The sequence below is a fragment of the Streptomyces sp. NPDC058637 genome (assembly GCF_042717325.1).
Taxonomy (GTDB): domain Bacteria; phylum Actinomycetota; class Actinomycetes; order Streptomycetales; family Streptomycetaceae; genus Streptomyces.
In genome coordinates, this window is the sequence record NZ_JBHXRD010000008.1 from 104269 (window position 1) to 119358 (window position 15090).

General features: G+C 72.2%; 14 protein-coding genes. 7 read left to right on the forward strand and 7 right to left on the reverse strand.

From position 1 onward, the window contains the following. Positions 1-85 precede the first annotated feature (85 nt). Positions 86-1741: an FAD-binding dehydrogenase gene (locus tag ACFWVP_RS10325; RefSeq protein ID WP_384495300.1), complete on the reverse strand. Its 1656-nt coding sequence runs from the start codon at positions 1739-1741 to the stop codon at positions 86-88. A gap of 160 nt (positions 1742-1901) precedes the next feature. Between ACFWVP_RS10325 and ACFWVP_RS10330 the strand changes: the two genes are divergently transcribed. Genes ACFWVP_RS10330 through ACFWVP_RS10345 form a run of 4 tightly spaced genes read left to right on the forward strand, consistent with a single transcriptional unit; the run spans position 1902 to position 4030 of the window. Beyond that, complete coding sequence (locus ACFWVP_RS10330; protein ID WP_384495302.1) at positions 1902-2822, forward strand: DMT family transporter; 921 nt, start codon at positions 1902-1904, stop codon at positions 2820-2822. Further along, on the forward strand, positions 2806-3324 hold the full coding sequence (locus ACFWVP_RS10335) for an NUDIX hydrolase (RefSeq protein WP_384495303.1): 519 nt from the start codon (positions 2806-2808) through the stop codon (positions 3322-3324). Before ACFWVP_RS10330 ends, ACFWVP_RS10335 begins: the two co-directional genes overlap by 17 nt. Next, positions 3321-3725 carry a YidH family protein gene (locus tag ACFWVP_RS10340; RefSeq protein WP_384495305.1) on the forward strand — a complete coding sequence of 135 codons (405 nt, stop codon included), beginning with the start codon at positions 3321-3323 and terminating at the stop codon, positions 3723-3725. Before ACFWVP_RS10335 ends, ACFWVP_RS10340 begins: the two co-directional genes overlap by 4 nt. Further along, entirely contained in the window at positions 3722-4030 is a 309-nt protein-coding gene (locus ACFWVP_RS10345) for a DUF202 domain-containing protein (protein ID WP_384495307.1), read from the forward strand. Before ACFWVP_RS10340 ends, ACFWVP_RS10345 begins: the two co-directional genes overlap by 4 nt. An 87-nt stretch (positions 4031-4117) precedes the next feature. On the opposite strand, the gene ACFWVP_RS10350 is transcribed toward ACFWVP_RS10345, so the two are convergent. Continuing rightward, positions 4118-5053 carry an NADP-dependent oxidoreductase gene (locus ACFWVP_RS10350; protein WP_384495309.1) on the reverse strand — a complete coding sequence of 312 codons (936 nt, stop codon included), beginning with the start codon at positions 5051-5053 and terminating at the stop codon, positions 4118-4120. A gap of 79 nt (positions 5054-5132) precedes the next feature. Further along, the gene (locus tag ACFWVP_RS10355) at positions 5133-6422 is read right to left on the reverse strand and encodes a glucarate dehydratase family protein (protein WP_384495311.1); all 1290 of its coding nucleotides are present in this window, start codon (positions 6420-6422) and stop codon (positions 5133-5135) included. 141 nt (positions 6423-6563) lie between these two features. On the opposite strand from ACFWVP_RS10355, the gene ACFWVP_RS10360 reads away from it, so the two are divergent. Then, a complete protein-coding gene (locus ACFWVP_RS10360) occupies positions 6564-7586 on the forward strand; it encodes a phosphotransferase family protein (protein ID WP_384495313.1) in 1023 nt (340 codons plus the stop codon). Positions 7587-7592: 6 nt separating this feature from the next. Then, positions 7593-8807: an acyl-CoA dehydrogenase family protein gene (locus ACFWVP_RS10365; protein WP_384495315.1), complete on the forward strand. Its 1215-nt coding sequence runs from the start codon at positions 7593-7595 to the stop codon at positions 8805-8807. Positions 8808-8848: 41 nt separating this feature from the next. On the opposite strand, the gene ACFWVP_RS10370 is transcribed toward ACFWVP_RS10365, so the two are convergent. From ACFWVP_RS10370 to ACFWVP_RS10385, 4 genes are all read right to left on the reverse strand, one after another. Continuing rightward, the gene (locus tag ACFWVP_RS10370; protein ID WP_384495317.1) at positions 8849-10168 is read right to left on the reverse strand and encodes a M28 family metallopeptidase; all 1320 of its coding nucleotides are present in this window, start codon (positions 10166-10168) and stop codon (positions 8849-8851) included. A gap of 217 nt (positions 10169-10385) precedes the next feature. After that, complete coding sequence (locus ACFWVP_RS10375; RefSeq protein WP_384495319.1) at positions 10386-10979, reverse strand: TetR/AcrR family transcriptional regulator; 594 nt, start codon at positions 10977-10979, stop codon at positions 10386-10388. Between the two features lie 36 nt (positions 10980-11015). Further along, the gene (locus ACFWVP_RS10380; protein ID WP_384495320.1) at positions 11016-12683 is read right to left on the reverse strand and encodes an AMP-binding protein; all 1668 of its coding nucleotides are present in this window, start codon (positions 12681-12683) and stop codon (positions 11016-11018) included. Further along, the gene (locus ACFWVP_RS10385) at positions 12680-13444 is read right to left on the reverse strand and encodes an SDR family oxidoreductase (protein ID WP_384495322.1); all 765 of its coding nucleotides are present in this window, start codon (positions 13442-13444) and stop codon (positions 12680-12682) included. The genes ACFWVP_RS10380 and ACFWVP_RS10385 overlap by 4 nt, the downstream gene beginning before the upstream one ends. A gap of 172 nt (positions 13445-13616) precedes the next feature. On the opposite strand from ACFWVP_RS10385, the gene ACFWVP_RS10390 reads away from it, so the two are divergent. Continuing rightward, positions 13617-14885 (forward strand): exo-beta-N-acetylmuramidase NamZ domain-containing protein, encoded by a 1269-nt coding sequence (locus ACFWVP_RS10390; RefSeq protein ID WP_384495324.1) that lies wholly within the window; start codon positions 13617-13619, stop codon positions 14883-14885. Positions 14886-15090 lie beyond the last annotated feature (205 nt).

Genomic DNA, 15090 nt, shown 5'->3' on the forward strand with positions numbered 1-15090 from the left:
CGGCCTGCCGCCGAACGGCACACAATCGGGACAGGCTCGTGAAGCTCCCGTCACGGGCGGTCCGCGCTCGTGGGGCCGGGTGCGGTCAGCCCGTGGCCTCCGCCGCCGCGCGGCCCGCCGCGCGTCCGGAGAATATGCAGCCGCCCAGGAACGTGCCCTCCAGCGAGCGGTAGCCGTGGACCCCGCCCCCGCCGAATCCGGCCGCCTCCCCCGCCGCGTACACCCCGGTCAGCGGGGTGCCGTCCGCGGTCAGGACGCGGGAGGACAGGTCCGTCTCCAGTCCGCCGAGGGACTTGCGGGTGAGGATGTTGAGCCGTACGGCGATGAGCGGGCCCGCCTCCGGGTCGAGGATGCGGTGCGGCTTGGCCGTGCGGATCAGCCGGTCGCCGAGGTAGGCGCGGGCTCCGTTGACCGCCGTGATCTGGAGGTCCTTGGTGAAGGGGTTGGCGACCTCCCGGTCGCGGGCGGTGATCTCGCGGCGCAGGTCGTCCTCGTCGATCAGCGGCTCGTCGGTCAGCGCGTTCATCCCCCGGACGAGCGCGCCCAGGTCCTTCTCGACGACGAAGTCCACGCCCTTGTCCATGAACGCCCGCACGGGCCCGGGCACGTCGGCGCGCGCCCTGCCGATCACGTCCCGCACCGACTTCCCGGTGAGGTCCGGGTTCTGCTCGGAGCCGGAGAGTGCGAACTCCTTGCCGATGATCTTCCGGTCCAGCACGAACCAGGTGTAGCCGTATCCGGACCTCATGATGTGTTCGAGGGTGCCGAGCGTGTCGAAGCCGGGGAAGAGCGGCACCGGCAGCCGCTTGCCGCGGGCGTCCAGCCAGAGGGAGGACGGGCCGGGGAGGATCCGGATGCCGTGCTTCGCCCAGATCGGGTTCCAGTTCTCGATGCCCTCGGTGTAGTGCCACATCCGGTCGCGGTTGATGTGGTGGGCGCCCGCCTCCTCGGTGATGCCGAGCATCAGCCCGTCGACATGGGCCGGTACGCCGGAGAGCATCTTCTCGGGCGGGGTGCCGAGCCGGCGGGGCCACTGGGCCCGTACGAGGTCGTGGTTCCCGCCGATACCGCCGGAGGTGACGATCACGGCCTGGGCCCTGAGCTCGAAGGCCCCGGTGACCTCGCGGCTGCTCGCGGTGCCCCGCTCGGTGCCGCTCGCTTCGAGGACCTCGCCGGTGACCGTGTCGACGGCTCCGGCCGAGCGTCCGAGGCCGGTCACCCGGTGGCGGAAGCGCAGCTGGACGAGGCCCTTCGCGACGCCCTCGCGAACCCGGCGTTCGAAGGGGGCGACGACCCCGGGTCCGGTGCCCCAGGTGATGTGGAAGCGGGGTACGGAGTTGCCGTGGCCGTTGGCGTCGTAGCCGCCGCGCTCGGCCCAGCCGACGACGGGGAACAGCCGCAGCCCCTGGGCGTGCAGCCAGGACCGCTTCTCGCCCGCCGCGAAGTCGACGTACGCCTCGGCCCACTTCCGCGGCCAGTGGTCCTCCTCGCGGTCGAAGCCGGCCGTACCGTACCAGTCCTGGAGGGCCAGCTCGTGGCTGTCCTTGATCCGCAGACGGCGCTGCTCGGGCGAGTCGACGAGGAAGAGACCGCCGAAGGACCAGTGCGCCTGGCCGCCGATGGACTGCTCGGGCTCCTGGTCGAGCAGGATCACCGTCCGGCCCGCGTCGACGAGCTCGGCGGTGGCCACCAGCCCCGCGAGCCCCGCCCCGATCACGATCACGTCAGCGTCGTACGCCATGGGTTCCATCCTTCGGGGCGGTGCGGGGCGGGTACGGGGCATGCGCGGTGCTGCGAAGTTACTTGTGCGTCAGATCTTCGGTACGGGCCGCGCCCACGTCAACCGCCCGGCCCGTGGCGCCCTCCCGGTTCCCGTACCGTCGCGGGGCTATGGTCGGACGGTGTCGGTGCTGGTCGTCCTGCTCGCCGTGAGTGCCGCGTGCTGTCTGGGCCTCGGCTTCGTCCTCCAGCAGGACGCGGCCCGCCGCGCGCCCCTGCGTGACTTCCTCTCGCCCCGGCTGCTGCTGGACCTGATGCGGGTGCCGAGCTGGCTGGCGGGAATCGGGCTGATGGTCTGCGGCATGGTGCTCGGGGCGCTCGCGCTCGGCAACGGCGAACTGTCGGTCGTCGAGCCGCTGCTGGCGACCAATCTGGTCTTCGCGCTGGCCCTGTCGCGCCGCCTCACCGGCCAGCGGCTGGGCCGGCAGGGCTGGGGCGGCCTGTGGCTGCTGGCGGGCGGTGTCACCGCGTTCCTGCTGGCGGGCGAGCCGCGCGGCGGGCAGGCCGACACGGACCCGCTGCGGCACTGGCTGGTGGTCGGCACGGTGGCGGGGATCGCGCTGCTCCTGACCGCCGGCGCCCGGCATCCGCGGACCCGTGGGGCCCCCGTGCTGCTGGGACTCGCGGCCGGGCTGCTGTACGGACTGCAGGACGCCCTGACCAGGGTCAGCGGGGAGAAGCTGACGGAGAGCGGCTGGGCAGCCCTGCTGACGGCGTGGCAGCCGTACACGGTGCTCGTGCTGGGGGTGGCCGGGCTGATCCTGGTGCAGAGCGCCTTCGAGGCGGGGCCGCTGCGGGCCTCCCTGCCCGCGCTGACCGCCGCGCAGCCGCTGGCCGGGATCGCCTGCGGGATCGGCTTCCTCGGTGACCGGGTACGCACCGACACGGGCGCCCTGGCCTGGGAGGCGGCCGGGCTCGCGGCGATCGTGGCCGGGATCGTGCTGCTCGGGCTGCACCCGGCGATGCCGGAGGGCAAGGAGCGGCACGGATCCACGGCTGTCGGCGGCATGGGATTGGATGAGGGGCATGACTCCCGCAGATGAGATCCTGGACATCGTCGACGAGAACGACGAGGTCGTCGGGCAGGCGACGCGCGGCGAGGCGACCGCGCGCGGGCTGCGCCACCGCTGCACCTTCATCGAGGCCAGGGACGCGGAGGGCAGGATCTTCGTCCACCGCAGGACCGCCACCAAGCTGGTCTTCCCCTCGCACTACGACATGTTCGTGGGCGGGGTCGTCGGCGCGGGCGAGTCCTACGGCGACGCGGCGCTGCGGGAGGCCGAGGAGGAGCTCGGGGTGTCGGGGCTCCCCCGACCCGAACCCCTGTTCAAGTTCCTCTACACGAGCGCCGAGCACAGCTGGTGGTCGTACGTGTACCGGGTGCGGTGCGAGCTGCCGGTGCGCCCGCAGGCCGAGGAGGTCGCCTGGCACACCTTCCTGACGGACGCGGAGCTGGAACGCAGGCTCGGCGACTGGACGTGGGTGCCGGACGGGCTGGAGACGTACCACCGGCTGCGGGCGATGCGGGCCGGGTCCGACGGATGAGCCGGGGCGGCGACTTCAGGCGGGGCCTGTGGCTGTGGGTGTCGCCGCAGGGGATCCGCGAGGAGGGCGACACCCCGGACTACCGCTTCTCGCTGGCCAACGAGCGCACCTTCCTGGCCTGGATCCGTACGGCTCTCGCGCTGATCGGCGGTGGTTTCGCCGTCGACCAGTTCCTGCCCGGCCTGCCCTGGGGTGTCCGGGCCGGTATGGCTCTCGCGCTGCTGGGGGCCGGTGTGCTGTGCGCGCTGCGGGCCGTCCACCACTGGGTGCGCTGCGAGCGGGCGATGCGGCGCGGTGAGGACCTGCCGGTGTCGCGCTTCCCGGCGCTGCTGAGCCTGGCCGTCGCCGTGGTCGCGGTGGCCATGGTGGTGGTGGTCCTGTTCGGCTGGGAGGGCCGGTGACGGGCGGGCGCGATCCCGGGCTGCAGCCGGAGCGGACGCGGTTGGCCTGGCGGCGCACCACGCTGTCCTGCACGGTGGTGGCCCTGCTCGCGGTCCGGCAGGCCCTGCACGGCGGGGCGGGTGCGGCCGGGGTGATCGCCGTGGCCCTGAGCCTGTCGGCCTGGCTGGGGCTTCTCGGCGTGGCGCACCGGCGGATGACGGGCATCAGCACCGCGGAGCCCGCGCCGCTGTCGGCGCGCCACGCGCTGACGGCGACGGCGTGCACGGTGGCACTCGCGGTGTTCGCCGCCGCGATGCTGTTCTGAGCGCGGACCCCCCGCACGGCGCTCGGTTCTCCCGGTCCCGCGTACGGCTCCCGGCTCCCCCGGCCCCGCGGGCCCCCGTACGGTGCTTCAGTTCTCCCAGTCCACGGTGACGACGATCTTGCCGCGGGTGCGCCCTTCCTCGTTGAGCCGGTAGGCGTCCGCGGCCTGTTCCAGCGGGAAGACCCGGTCGACGTGCACGGAGACGATGCCCTGCTCGGCCAGTTCCGCCAGGTGGGCGAGGTCGTGGGCGTCGGGGCGCACGAAGGCGTAGCGGCCGCCGTAGGAGAAGACCTCGGCGTCGGCGATGGAGGCGAGCCGGCCTTCGGATGCGAGGGTCTCCGCCGAGACCCGCAGGGCTTCCCCTCCGACGGTGTCGAAGGCGGCGTCGAAGCCCTCGGGGGCCAGCGCCCGCAGCCGGTCGGCGAGCCCGTCGCCGTACTCCACCGGTTCGGCGCCGAGCTGTCGCACGTACTCGTGGTTGTGGGGGCCGGCCGTGCCGACGACCCGGCAGCCGGCGTGCCGGGCGAGCTGGACGGCGAGCGAGCCGACCCCTCCGGCGGCCGCGTGGACGAGGACGGTCTCGCCCTCCTGGACCTTCAGGGTGCGGTGCAGCACCTGGTGGGCGGTGAGGCCGCACAGCGGCAGGCCCGCGGCCTCCTCGAAGCTCAGGCTCAGGGGCTTGCGGGCGAGGGTGCGCACGGGTGCGGCGACGTATTCGGCGAACGTGCCGCGGGAGAGGAAGTCCTCCCGCACGTAGCCGATGACCTCGTCGCCGACCTCGAATTCGTCGACGGCCGCGCCGGGTTGCACGACGACCCCGGAGACGTCCCAGCCGGGGACGACCGGGAAGACGGCTTCGAGCGCCGTCTGGAGGTATCCCTCGCGGGCCTTCCAGTCGACGGGGTTCACCGCCGCGGCCCGTACCTTCACCAGGACCGAGTCGGGGCCGACCTTGGGGTCGGGCCGCTCACCGTATTCCAGGACATCGGCCGAGCCGTACCTGCTGTAGCTGATCGCCTTCATCCTCCGACGATCGGCGCAGGTCAGGGTCCCCGCAACTCAGGCCTGGGCCAGGTGGAAGGGTCGCAGTGGTGTGCGGGGCTCACCAGCGCGGGATCGGCGGGGTCACCCACTCCGGGTCGGCCTCACGCATCGCGGCCGCGTCGTCGCGTGAGCGCATCGTGCCGTCGTCGTCGAGCCAGCGCCGGTGGAGTGCGGCCAGCCGGTCGCGGTCCAGTTCGACGCCGAGTCCGGGGGCGTCGGAGACGGTCAGGTGTCCGTCGGTGAAGGTGTGGCGGGTGGTGACGACGTCCTCGGTCTGCCACGGGTAGTGGCTGTCGCAGGCGTAGTCGAGGTTGGGCACGGTGGCGGCGACGTGGGTCATCGCGGCGAGGCTGATGCCGAGGTGGGTGTTGGAGTGCATGGAGAGTCCGACGCCGAAGGTGCGGCAGATTCCGGCCAGTTCCCGGGTGCGGTGCAGCCCGCCCCAGTAGTGGTGGTCGGAGAGGAGCACCTGGACGGCGTCGCGGGCGAAGGCCTCGGGGAGTTCCGCGAGGGTGGTGACGCACATGTTCGTGGCGAGCGGGAGGTCCGTCCCGGCGGCGACCTCCGCCATCGCGGCCGTACCGCTGGTCGGGTCCTCCAGGTATTCGAGTACGCCCTTGAGCCGGTCGGCGACGTACAGGGAGGTCTCCACGGACCAGGCGCCGTTGGGGTCCAGCCGCAGCGGCCGGCCCGGGAAGGCCTCGGCCAGGGCGCGGACGGCGGCGATCTCCTCGTCCGGCGGGAGGACGCCGCCCTTCAGCTTGAAGGAGCTGAAGCCGTGCTCGGCGGCGAAGCGCCGCGCCTGGGCGACGACTCCGGCGGGGTCGAGGGCCGCGCCCCAGTCGTCCCGTTCGCCGCCGACGGGGTGCGCCGCCCAGCGGTAGAAGAGGTACGCGCTGTACTCGACGCGGTCGCGGACCTTGCCGCCGAGCAGCGCGTGCACGGGCAGGCCGAGGGTCTTGCCGAGCGCGTCCAGACAGGCGACCTCGAAGCCGGAGACGACGGAGAGCCGCAGCTTGTCGGCGGTCTGCACGCCGCGCAGCCCGCCCGCGTCGACCCGCTCGTCGGCGGCGCGTGAGTCGCCGCACACCCCGTCGGCGAGGGCGAAGAGGCCGTTCAGATCGCTGACCGGGCGGCCGGGCAGGGCGCGGGCCAGGGGTTCGGCCAGTTCGAGGTAGGTGCCGTCGCCGTAGGTTTCCCCGATCCCGGTCACACCGCCGCGGGTGACGACTTCCACGATGAGCCGCGGGGTGTACGGCTGATGGACGCCCTGGGTGTTCAGCAGCGGCGGATCGGCTATGAGGATCGGGGTCAGCCGGACGGCGTCGATCAACAATGCTGTATCCATACGTGAACTCTATTCAGCCATACAGCCGGGCGCCAGACTCCGCACCGAGATCACCCACCGGATTCAGGGACGGCACTGGACGACATACCGACTGGTCGGCATCATGGTCCCGACCGTCCAACCGCCCCGGAGGTGCGCACCATGAGCCCAGTCCACCCGCCAGGTCTCGACCTCGACCTGCTGCGCGGCCATCTCGACCGCGAGCGGCCGGGGCTGGTGAACGGACCGCTCGAAGCCCGGCTGATCGAGGGCGGACGCTCGAACCTCACCTATGTCGTCACCGACGGCAGCGGGCAGTGGGTCGTCCGCAGACCGCCGCTGGGCCATGTGCTGGCCACCGCGCACGACATGAAGCGCGAGCACAGGGTGATCAGCGCGCTGCACCCGACGGCGGTGCCGGTGCCCGAGCCCGTCCTGCTCTGCGAGGACGACTCGGTCGTCGGCGCGTCGTTCTACGTCATGGAGTACGTCGAGGGCACCCCGTACCGTACGGCGGAGCAGCTCGCCCCGCTCGGCGCCGAGCGCACCCGGGCCGTCGTGCTGGGGCTCGTGGACACCCTGGTCGACCTGCACGCGGTGGACCCCGCGGCCGTCGGGCTCGGCGACTTCGGGCGCCCGGAGGGCTTCCTGGACCGGCAGCTGCGGCGCTGGGGCAAGCAGCTGGACGCCTCCCGCAACCGCGAACTGCCCGGCATCGACGAGCTGCACGCCGCGCTGGGCCGGGAGCTCCCCGTCTCCCCCGCGCCCGCCGTCGTACACGGCGACTACCGCCTGGACAACGTGCTGATCGGCCCGGACGACCGCATCAGGGCCGTCCTGGACTGGGAGATGTCCACGCTCGGCGACCCGCTGACCGACCTCGGGCTGCTCGTGATGTACAGCTCCGACCTGGACCTGCCCACGTCCCCGGTGTCCACCACGAGCGGCGCGGCAGGTCACCCCTCTCCCGGCGAGCTGATCGAGCGCTACGCCGCCCGTTCCGGGCGGGACACCTCCGCCATCTCCTGGTACACGGCCTTCGCGTGGTTCAAGCTCGCCGTGATCCTGGAGGGCATCCACTACCGCTACACCCTGGGCCAGACCGTCGGCGCCGGCTTCGACCGCATCGGCGACCTCGTCCCGGTCTTCATCGCGCACGGCCTCACCACCCTCCAGGAAGGCTGATCACCCATGGACTTCGCATTCGACGCCCGTACCGAGGAGCTGCGCACCAGGCTGCTCGCGTTCATGGACGAGCACGTGTACCCGGCAGAGAAGACCGCCGAGGAGCAGCGCGCGCTGCTGGCCTCACCGTGGGACACCCCGCGGATCGTCGAGGACCTCAAGGCGGAGGCGCGCAGGCAGGGCCTGTGGAACCTCTTCCTCCCGGACGCGGAGTACGGCGCCGGGCTGACGAACCTCCAGTACGCCCCGCTGGCCGAGATCACCGGCCGCAGCCCGCACCTGGCGCCGACCGCGCTGAACTGCGCGGCCCCGGACACCGGGAACATGGAGGTGCTCTCCCAGTTCGGGTCCGAGGAGCAGAAGAAGCAGTGGCTGGAGCCGCTGCTGGCCGGCGAGATCCGCTCGGCGTTCGCGATGACGGAGCCCGAGGTGGCCTCGTCGGACGCGACGAACATCGAGACCCGGATCGTGCGGGACGGCGGGGACTACGTCGTCAACGGGCGCAAGTGGTACATCTCCGGGGCGATGAACCCGGACTGCGCGGTCTTCATCGTGATGGGAAAGACGGACCCGGACGGCGAGGACATCCGGCGCCAGCAGTCCATGATCCTGGTCCCGCGCGACACCCCGGGCCTCGAAGTCCGGCGCGCGATGCGGGTGTACGGCTACGAGGACCACTCCCACGGCGGCCACGCCGAGGTGGTCTTCACCGACGTACGGGTGCCCGCCTCGCATCTGATCGGCGAGGAGGGCGGCGGCTTCGCCATCGCCCAGGCGCGGCTCGGCCCGGGCCGTATCCACCACTGCATGCGGCTGATCGGGATGGCCGAGCGCGCGATCGAGCTGATGTGCAGGCGGGCCGTGTCCCGTACGGCCTTCGGCAAGCCGCTCGCCCAGCAGGGCGTCGTCCAGAACTGGATCGCGGACGCCCGGGTGACGGTGGAGCAGCTGCGGCTGCTGGTCCTGAAGACGGCCTGGCTGATGGACACCGTGGGCAACCGCGGGGCGCACACCGAGATCCAGGCGATCAAGATCGCCACCCCGCGCGCGGTCTGCGACATCCTGGACCAGGCGGTGCAGCTGCACGGCGCCGGCGGGGTCGGCCAGGACACCCCGCTGGCCGAACTCTGGTCGTCGGCACGGACGCTGCGGCTGGCGGACGGGCCGGACGAGGTGCACCAGCGGTCGCTGGCACGGCGGGAGATCAAGAAGTACCTCTGAGTGCGGTGCGGGGAGGCGCGGGGGGCGCCTCCCCGGCGCGGTCAGAAGGTGAGCTGCCAGCTGTCGATGTAGCCGGTGTCCTGCGCGGCGACGTCCCGCACCTGGAGCCTCCAGGTGCCGTCGGCCGTCTCGGCGGACGCGTTGACCGTGTAGGTCGCGATCACGTTGTCGGCCGAGTCGCTGCCGCTCGAGTTCTTCAGCCGGTACGCGGTGCCGTCGGGGGCGAGCAGGTCGACGACGAGGTCACCGCGGTAGGTGTGCTTGATGTCCACGCCCACCTTGAGTGCGGACGGGGCGTTGCCCGTCCGGCCGGTGACGGCGACGGGCGAGGTCACCGCGGCGCCGTTGTCCGGGACGGCCACGTCGGTGGCGTTGCTGAACACCGTGCCGGTCGGCGGGGTCACCGTGCCGGCGGACAGGGTCCAGATCGCGTGGGCGACGGCGTCGCTGTTGCGGTTCAGGGCCGTGTCGTCGATGTTCGCGGTCGTGTCGCAGGAGGAGTGGTAGCAACGGTCGAAGGCTTGCCCCGCGGTGCCGCCCCACTTCTGGGCCTGGGCGCTCGACTTCGTGTTGCTCGCCCCGGTGAACAGTCCGCCGACCGGCACGCCCGCGCTCTTGAACGGGGCGTGGTCGGACCGGCCGTCACCCTCGGTCTCTATCTCGGTGGGCACCGACAGGCCGGCGAAGTAGTTCTTGAAGGTCTGCTCGATGACCGGGTCGTCGTCGTAGACGAAGTAGCCGGCGTTGGGCGAGCCGATCATGTCGAAGTTGAGGTATCCGGCGAGCTTGGCGCGCTCGGTGGAGGCGAGGTTGTTGACGTAGTACTTCGAGCCGACGAGCCCCAGCTCCTCGGCTCCCCACCAGGCGAAGCGCAGGTGCTTGTCCGGGGTGAGCTGCGCCCGTGAGACCGCCAGGGCCGTCTCGAGTACGGCGGCGGATCCGGAGCCGTTGTCGTTGATGCCGGCGCCGGAGGTCACCGAGTCGAGGTGGGCACCGGCCATGAGGACCTGGTTCGGGTCGCCGCCCGGCCAGTCGGCGACCAGGTTGTACCCGGTGGCTCCGCCGGAGGTGAACTGCTGGAGTGCGGTGGTGTATCCGGCCGCGTCCAGCTTGGCCTTCACGTAGTCGACGGAGGCCTTGTAGCCGGTCCGGCCGTGGGCCCGGTTGCCGCCGTTCGCGGTGGCGATCGACTGGAGCTGGGTGAGGTGCGCCTTGACGTTGGCGAGAGGTATGTCGGGCGCGGCGGCGGCGGCCGTACGGGCGACGGGTTCCGCCTGCGCCGCGGGGGCGGCGGTGGCGAGCAGGGCCGCGACGGCGAGGACGGCGGCCGCGGACAGGGGTCTGTGGCGGAAGGGGCTCATGGAGGGCTCCGGATTCCGTTCGGGGACTGACGGAACGTGCGGGGGTCCCCGGTCGTGCACGGCCGGGGCCTGGAGCTGGCGGTGCTGAGTGCGTGACCGATGCTCAACGAGGTGACCGCGTACCGTCAAGAGCTGAATCCGGACAAGGTCGTCCGATAATCGGACACAACCTGGCGCAGGCCTACCCGGACCCCGGACGGCACCGCCGGAACACGCCTCAGGGGCGCAGGGCCCTCAGCAGCAGGTCCGCCAGGTGGTCCGCGACCTCCTGCTGGCTGAGCGGGCCGTCCGGGCGGTACCAGGTGGACAGGTGGTGGACCGAGCCGAAGTGGTAGTCGACGACCAGGTCGGCGGGGGTCGCGGAGGAGAAGACCCCGGTGCGCTGCCCCTCCTCGACCAGGGCCCGGAAGCGCTCGTGGTAGCGGCGCCGCTCCACCCGCACCTGCTTGTTCTTCTCCGGGCTCAGGTGATGCATGGAACGGAAGAAGATCGAGGCGTCGTCGAGGTTCTCGATGGTCGTGACGACGACGTCCGCCGCCGCTTCCCGCAGCCGCTTCTCGATCGGGGCGTCGGCGTTCGCGTAACCGTCGAGCCGCTCCTGCTGGAGCCGCAGCACCCGGGAGTAGACCTCCTGGAGGAGGTCCTCCTTGGAGCCGAAGTAGTGGTAGAGCGCCCCCTTGGTGACGCCCGCCGCCTCGACGATCTCCTGGACCGAGGTGCGGTCGTAACCGCGCTCGGCGAAGAGCCGGGTGGCGGCGGCCAGCAGCCGTTGAGGGACGGGCGTACCGTTCCCGTCCGTCGCCTTGGCCATTGCCGCCACCTGCCCTTTCGTCTGTGCCTGAGCGTCCTACCGGGGGGAACGCAGTTCCCGCCTGAGGATCTTCCCACTTGCCGTCTTCGGGAGTTCCGTCAGGATCTCCACTTCGCGCGGGTACTTGTACGCGGCGAGCCGTTCCTCGCAGTACGCGCTCAGCTCACCGGGGCCCACGTCCGCCCCGGGGCGCAGGCTGACGTAGGCCCGGACGGTCTCGCCGCGGTAGGAGTCGGAGACGCCCACGACGGCCGCCTCGCGGACCGCCGGGTGGGTGTAGAGGACGTCCTCCACCTCCCGGGGCCAGACCTTGAAGCCGGAGGCGTTGATCATGTCCTTCTTGCGGTCGACGACGTAGAGCCAGCCCGCCGCGTCCATGAACCCGATGTCGCCGGTGCGCAGCTCCCCGTCGGGGAAGGCGGCCTCGGTGGCCTCCGGGAGGTTCCAGTAGCCGGAGACGACCTGCGGCCCGCGCACGGCGATCTCGCCCTGTTCGCCGAAGGGCACGTCGGCGCCCGACTCGTCGATGATGCGGACGACCGAGTCCGGGCCGGGGAGGCCGACGGAGAGCGTCCCGGAGACCGGGTCGACGGGGGCCTCGTGCTCCGGCGGTACGGCGGCGCACGGCGCGGTGCACTCGGTGAGGCCGTACCCGTTGCGGATGTACGGGCCGAAGCCCTCGCGGAACTTCTCGACCAGGGCGGGCGGCAGCGGTGCGCCTCCCGAGGAGATCACCTGGAAGGAGGTGAAGTGCTCGCGGGTGACCTCCGGGTGGGCCGCGAGCGCCATGAAGGCGGTCGACGGGCCGACGGTGTAGGCGGGGCGGTGCTCGGCGAAGGCCTCCAGGACCACGCTCGCCTCGAAGCGGTACGCGAGGACCAGAGTGCCCGCGTTGGCGATACAGGTGGCGAGCTGGCACACCATGCCGGTGATGTGGAAGAGCGGGGCGAGCGCGAAGTAGGCCGATCCCTCGGCGATGGGGTGGCCGGTGCGCTGCCGCTCCGCGTTGACCATGATGTTGCCCTGCGAGTTCAAGGCGCCCTTGGGGGTGCCGCTCGTCCCGGAGGTGTAGCTGATCAGCGCCACGTCGGACGCGGTGAGCTCCCGGCCCTGTGGGGCGGCGAGGCCGCGCCGGGCGACGGTCACCAGGTCGGCCTGCCGGTCGTCGGGGCCGGGGGCGGGGAGCCGCTCGAAGCCGAGCACCCGCGGGTCGTTCGTCGTCTGGAGGTCGAGCTCGCAGGCGGTGACGGCGATGCGCACGCTCGGCGCGGCCAGGACGGTGTCCCGCAGATAGGACTCCCAGGCCCGGTCGGAGCAGATCAACGCGGTCACGCCCGCGTCCTTCAGTACGTGGCCGACCTCGCCGGACTTGTACATCGGGTTGAGCGGGACGACGGTCGCGCCGGCCTTCCAGGCGCCGAGCAGCGCGAGGACGAAGTGCGGGGAGTTCTGCAGCATGATCGCCACCCGGTCCCCGCGGCGCAGCCCCTCGGCGGCGAGGTGCCCGGCCACGGAGTCGGAGAGCTCGTCGGTCTCCCGGTAGGTGAGGCGCCCGTCGAAGTAGGCGAGCGCCGGGTGCCCGGGGGCCCGGTCGACGGCGGCGCGGAATGCGTGCACCACCGTCTCGGCCGGGTGGACGGGGGCCCGCTGTGCCTCGCTGAGCAGGGCGGTCCAGGGCTTCGACGCGTAGATCGACCCGTTCATGCGCCGGCCTCCTCCCACTTCTGCTGCAGGTGGTTCATGCTGCCGATCCAGTGGTCGGGGTCCTTGGCGCGGGCCCGGTAGTAGCCGGCCACCTCGGGGTGCGGCAGGACCAGGAAGCGGTCCTGCTCCATGGCGTCGAACAGGGCGTCGGCGACGGCCTCCGGCTCGATCGCGGTGGGGGCGAGCACGAGTGCGCCCGCGGAACCGGCGGCGGTGAGCATGTCCGTACGCACGCCCTGGGGGCAGATCGAGTGGACCTTGATCCCACGGTGGCGGTAGGTCAGCGCGAGCCATTCGGCGAAGGCGACCGCGCCGTGCTTGGTCACGCTGTACGGAGCGGCGCCGATCATCGTGAGCAGGCCGGCCGCCGACGCGGTGGAGACGAAGCGGCCGCTGCCGCGCTCCAGCCAGTCGGGCAGCAGGTCCCGGGCTGCGCGGACCTGGGCCATCACGTTGACGTCCCAGGCCCTGGCCCAGACCTCCTCGTCGGCGAAGGCGTCGCCGCCGGAGGCGAGGCCGGCGTTGGCGCAGTAGACGTCCACCGTGCCGCCGAGCGCGTCACGCGCGGCTTCCACGATCTTCGAGGCGTCGCCGGCGACCACCGTGCCGCCGATCTCCTCGGCCAGCGCCTCGACCCGGGCGCCGTCGAGGTCGTTGACGACGACCCGCGCGCCCTCCGCGGCGAATCTGCGTGCCAGGGCGGCGCCGATGCCCCCTCCGGCTCCGGTCACCACTACGCCAGCGCCTTGCACCGTACTCATCGGTCCCGCCTCTCTCAGCCGTCTTCCCCGGCAGACTAACCAGTCGGTATGTGATCCGGGAAGGGGTCCGGGGCAGGACTGGGATTCTGCCCAGTCAAGGCCGTTCCGTGCGGCCCGCACCCGCGCTAGCGTGCATGACCATGACAGTCGGCGCGATCATGGAGGTACCGGAATGACCCTGTCCAGACGTGGTTTGCTGGCGGCCGGCGGAGCGGTGGGGGCCTTCGCGGCCACCGCCGCGGGCACCGGGACGGCCGCTGCGACGGGCCGGGGCCACGGCTCCGGGCGCCCGGGCGTACGTACCGGCTTCGAACGGCTCGCGGCCGACGGGTACCGGCTGCTGGCGGGTCAGAAGGTCGGTGTCGTCACCAATCCCACCGGGATCACCTCCGACGTGCGGCACATCGTCGACGTGATGCACCCCGACGACCGGGTTGACCTCACCGCCGTCTTCGGCCCCGAGCACGGCTTCCGCGGGACCGCGCAGGCGGGCGGCTCGGAGGGGCGCTACGACGACCCGGCGACGGGGCTGCCCGTCTACGACACGTATCTGAAGAGCGGGCAGCCGCTCGCCGACATCTTCACCGCGTCCGGCGTGGACACGGTCGTCTTCGACATCCAGGACGCGGGCGCCCGCTTCTACACGTACATCTGGACGCTGTACGACTGTATGGAGGCGGCGGCACTCGCGGGCAAGCGGCTCGTGGTCCTCGACCGGCCGAACCCGGTGACGGGGCGTGCGGCGCTGGGACCGGTGCTCGATCCGGCCTTCGCCACGTTCGTGGGGCGCAGGGAGATCGCGCAGGCGCACGGCATGACGGTCGCGGAGCTGGCGCTGCTCTTCAACGCGGAGTTCCTGGCGGCGCGGCCGGTGGAGCTGGACGTCGTGAAGATGTCCGGCTGGCGGCGCGCGGACTTCTTCGACACGACGGGCCTGCCGTGGGTGCCGCCGAGCCCCAACATGCCGACGCCGGAGACTGCGCTGGTCTACTCGGGGACGTGCCTGTTCGAGGGCACGAACCTCTCCGAGGGCCGGGGCACGACGCGGCCGTTCGAGCTGCTCGGAGCGGAGGGGATCGACCACCGGTGGGCGGCTGCGGCGAACGCGCTGGAACTGCCGGGGGTGGCCTTCCGCGAGGCGTACTTCGCGCCGACGTTCTCCAAGTTCCAGGGGAAGACGGTGGGCGGGGTGCAGGTGCACGTCCAGGACCGGGAGGCCTTCGACCCGGTGCGCACCGGCATCGCCCTGCTGGTGACGGCGAAGCGGACCTGGAGCGGGTTCGCGTGGCGTTCGGACAACTGGATCGACAAGCTCACGGGCAACACGCGGGTCCGCACGATGATCGACGCGGGCGCGGACACGGATGAGGTGGTGGGGGCCTGGGGGGCGGATCTGGCGGCGTTCCGGGCCGTACGGAAGGGGCATCTGCTGTACCGGTGAGGGCCGGGGGCGTCCGGCGGCCGGTTCCTCGTCCCTGCCGGACGGGCGGGACCTGCCGCCGGGCGGGCGCGTCGCTCTTGTCCTCAAACGCCGGACGGGCCGATTGGGCCCCCCGGCGCGTCCAGGCGGGCTGGAGTGGGCCCACTGGACGGGCTGGGGCTGGAGTGGGCCCGGCTGACCGGCTGGAGTGGGCCCTGGGTAGGCC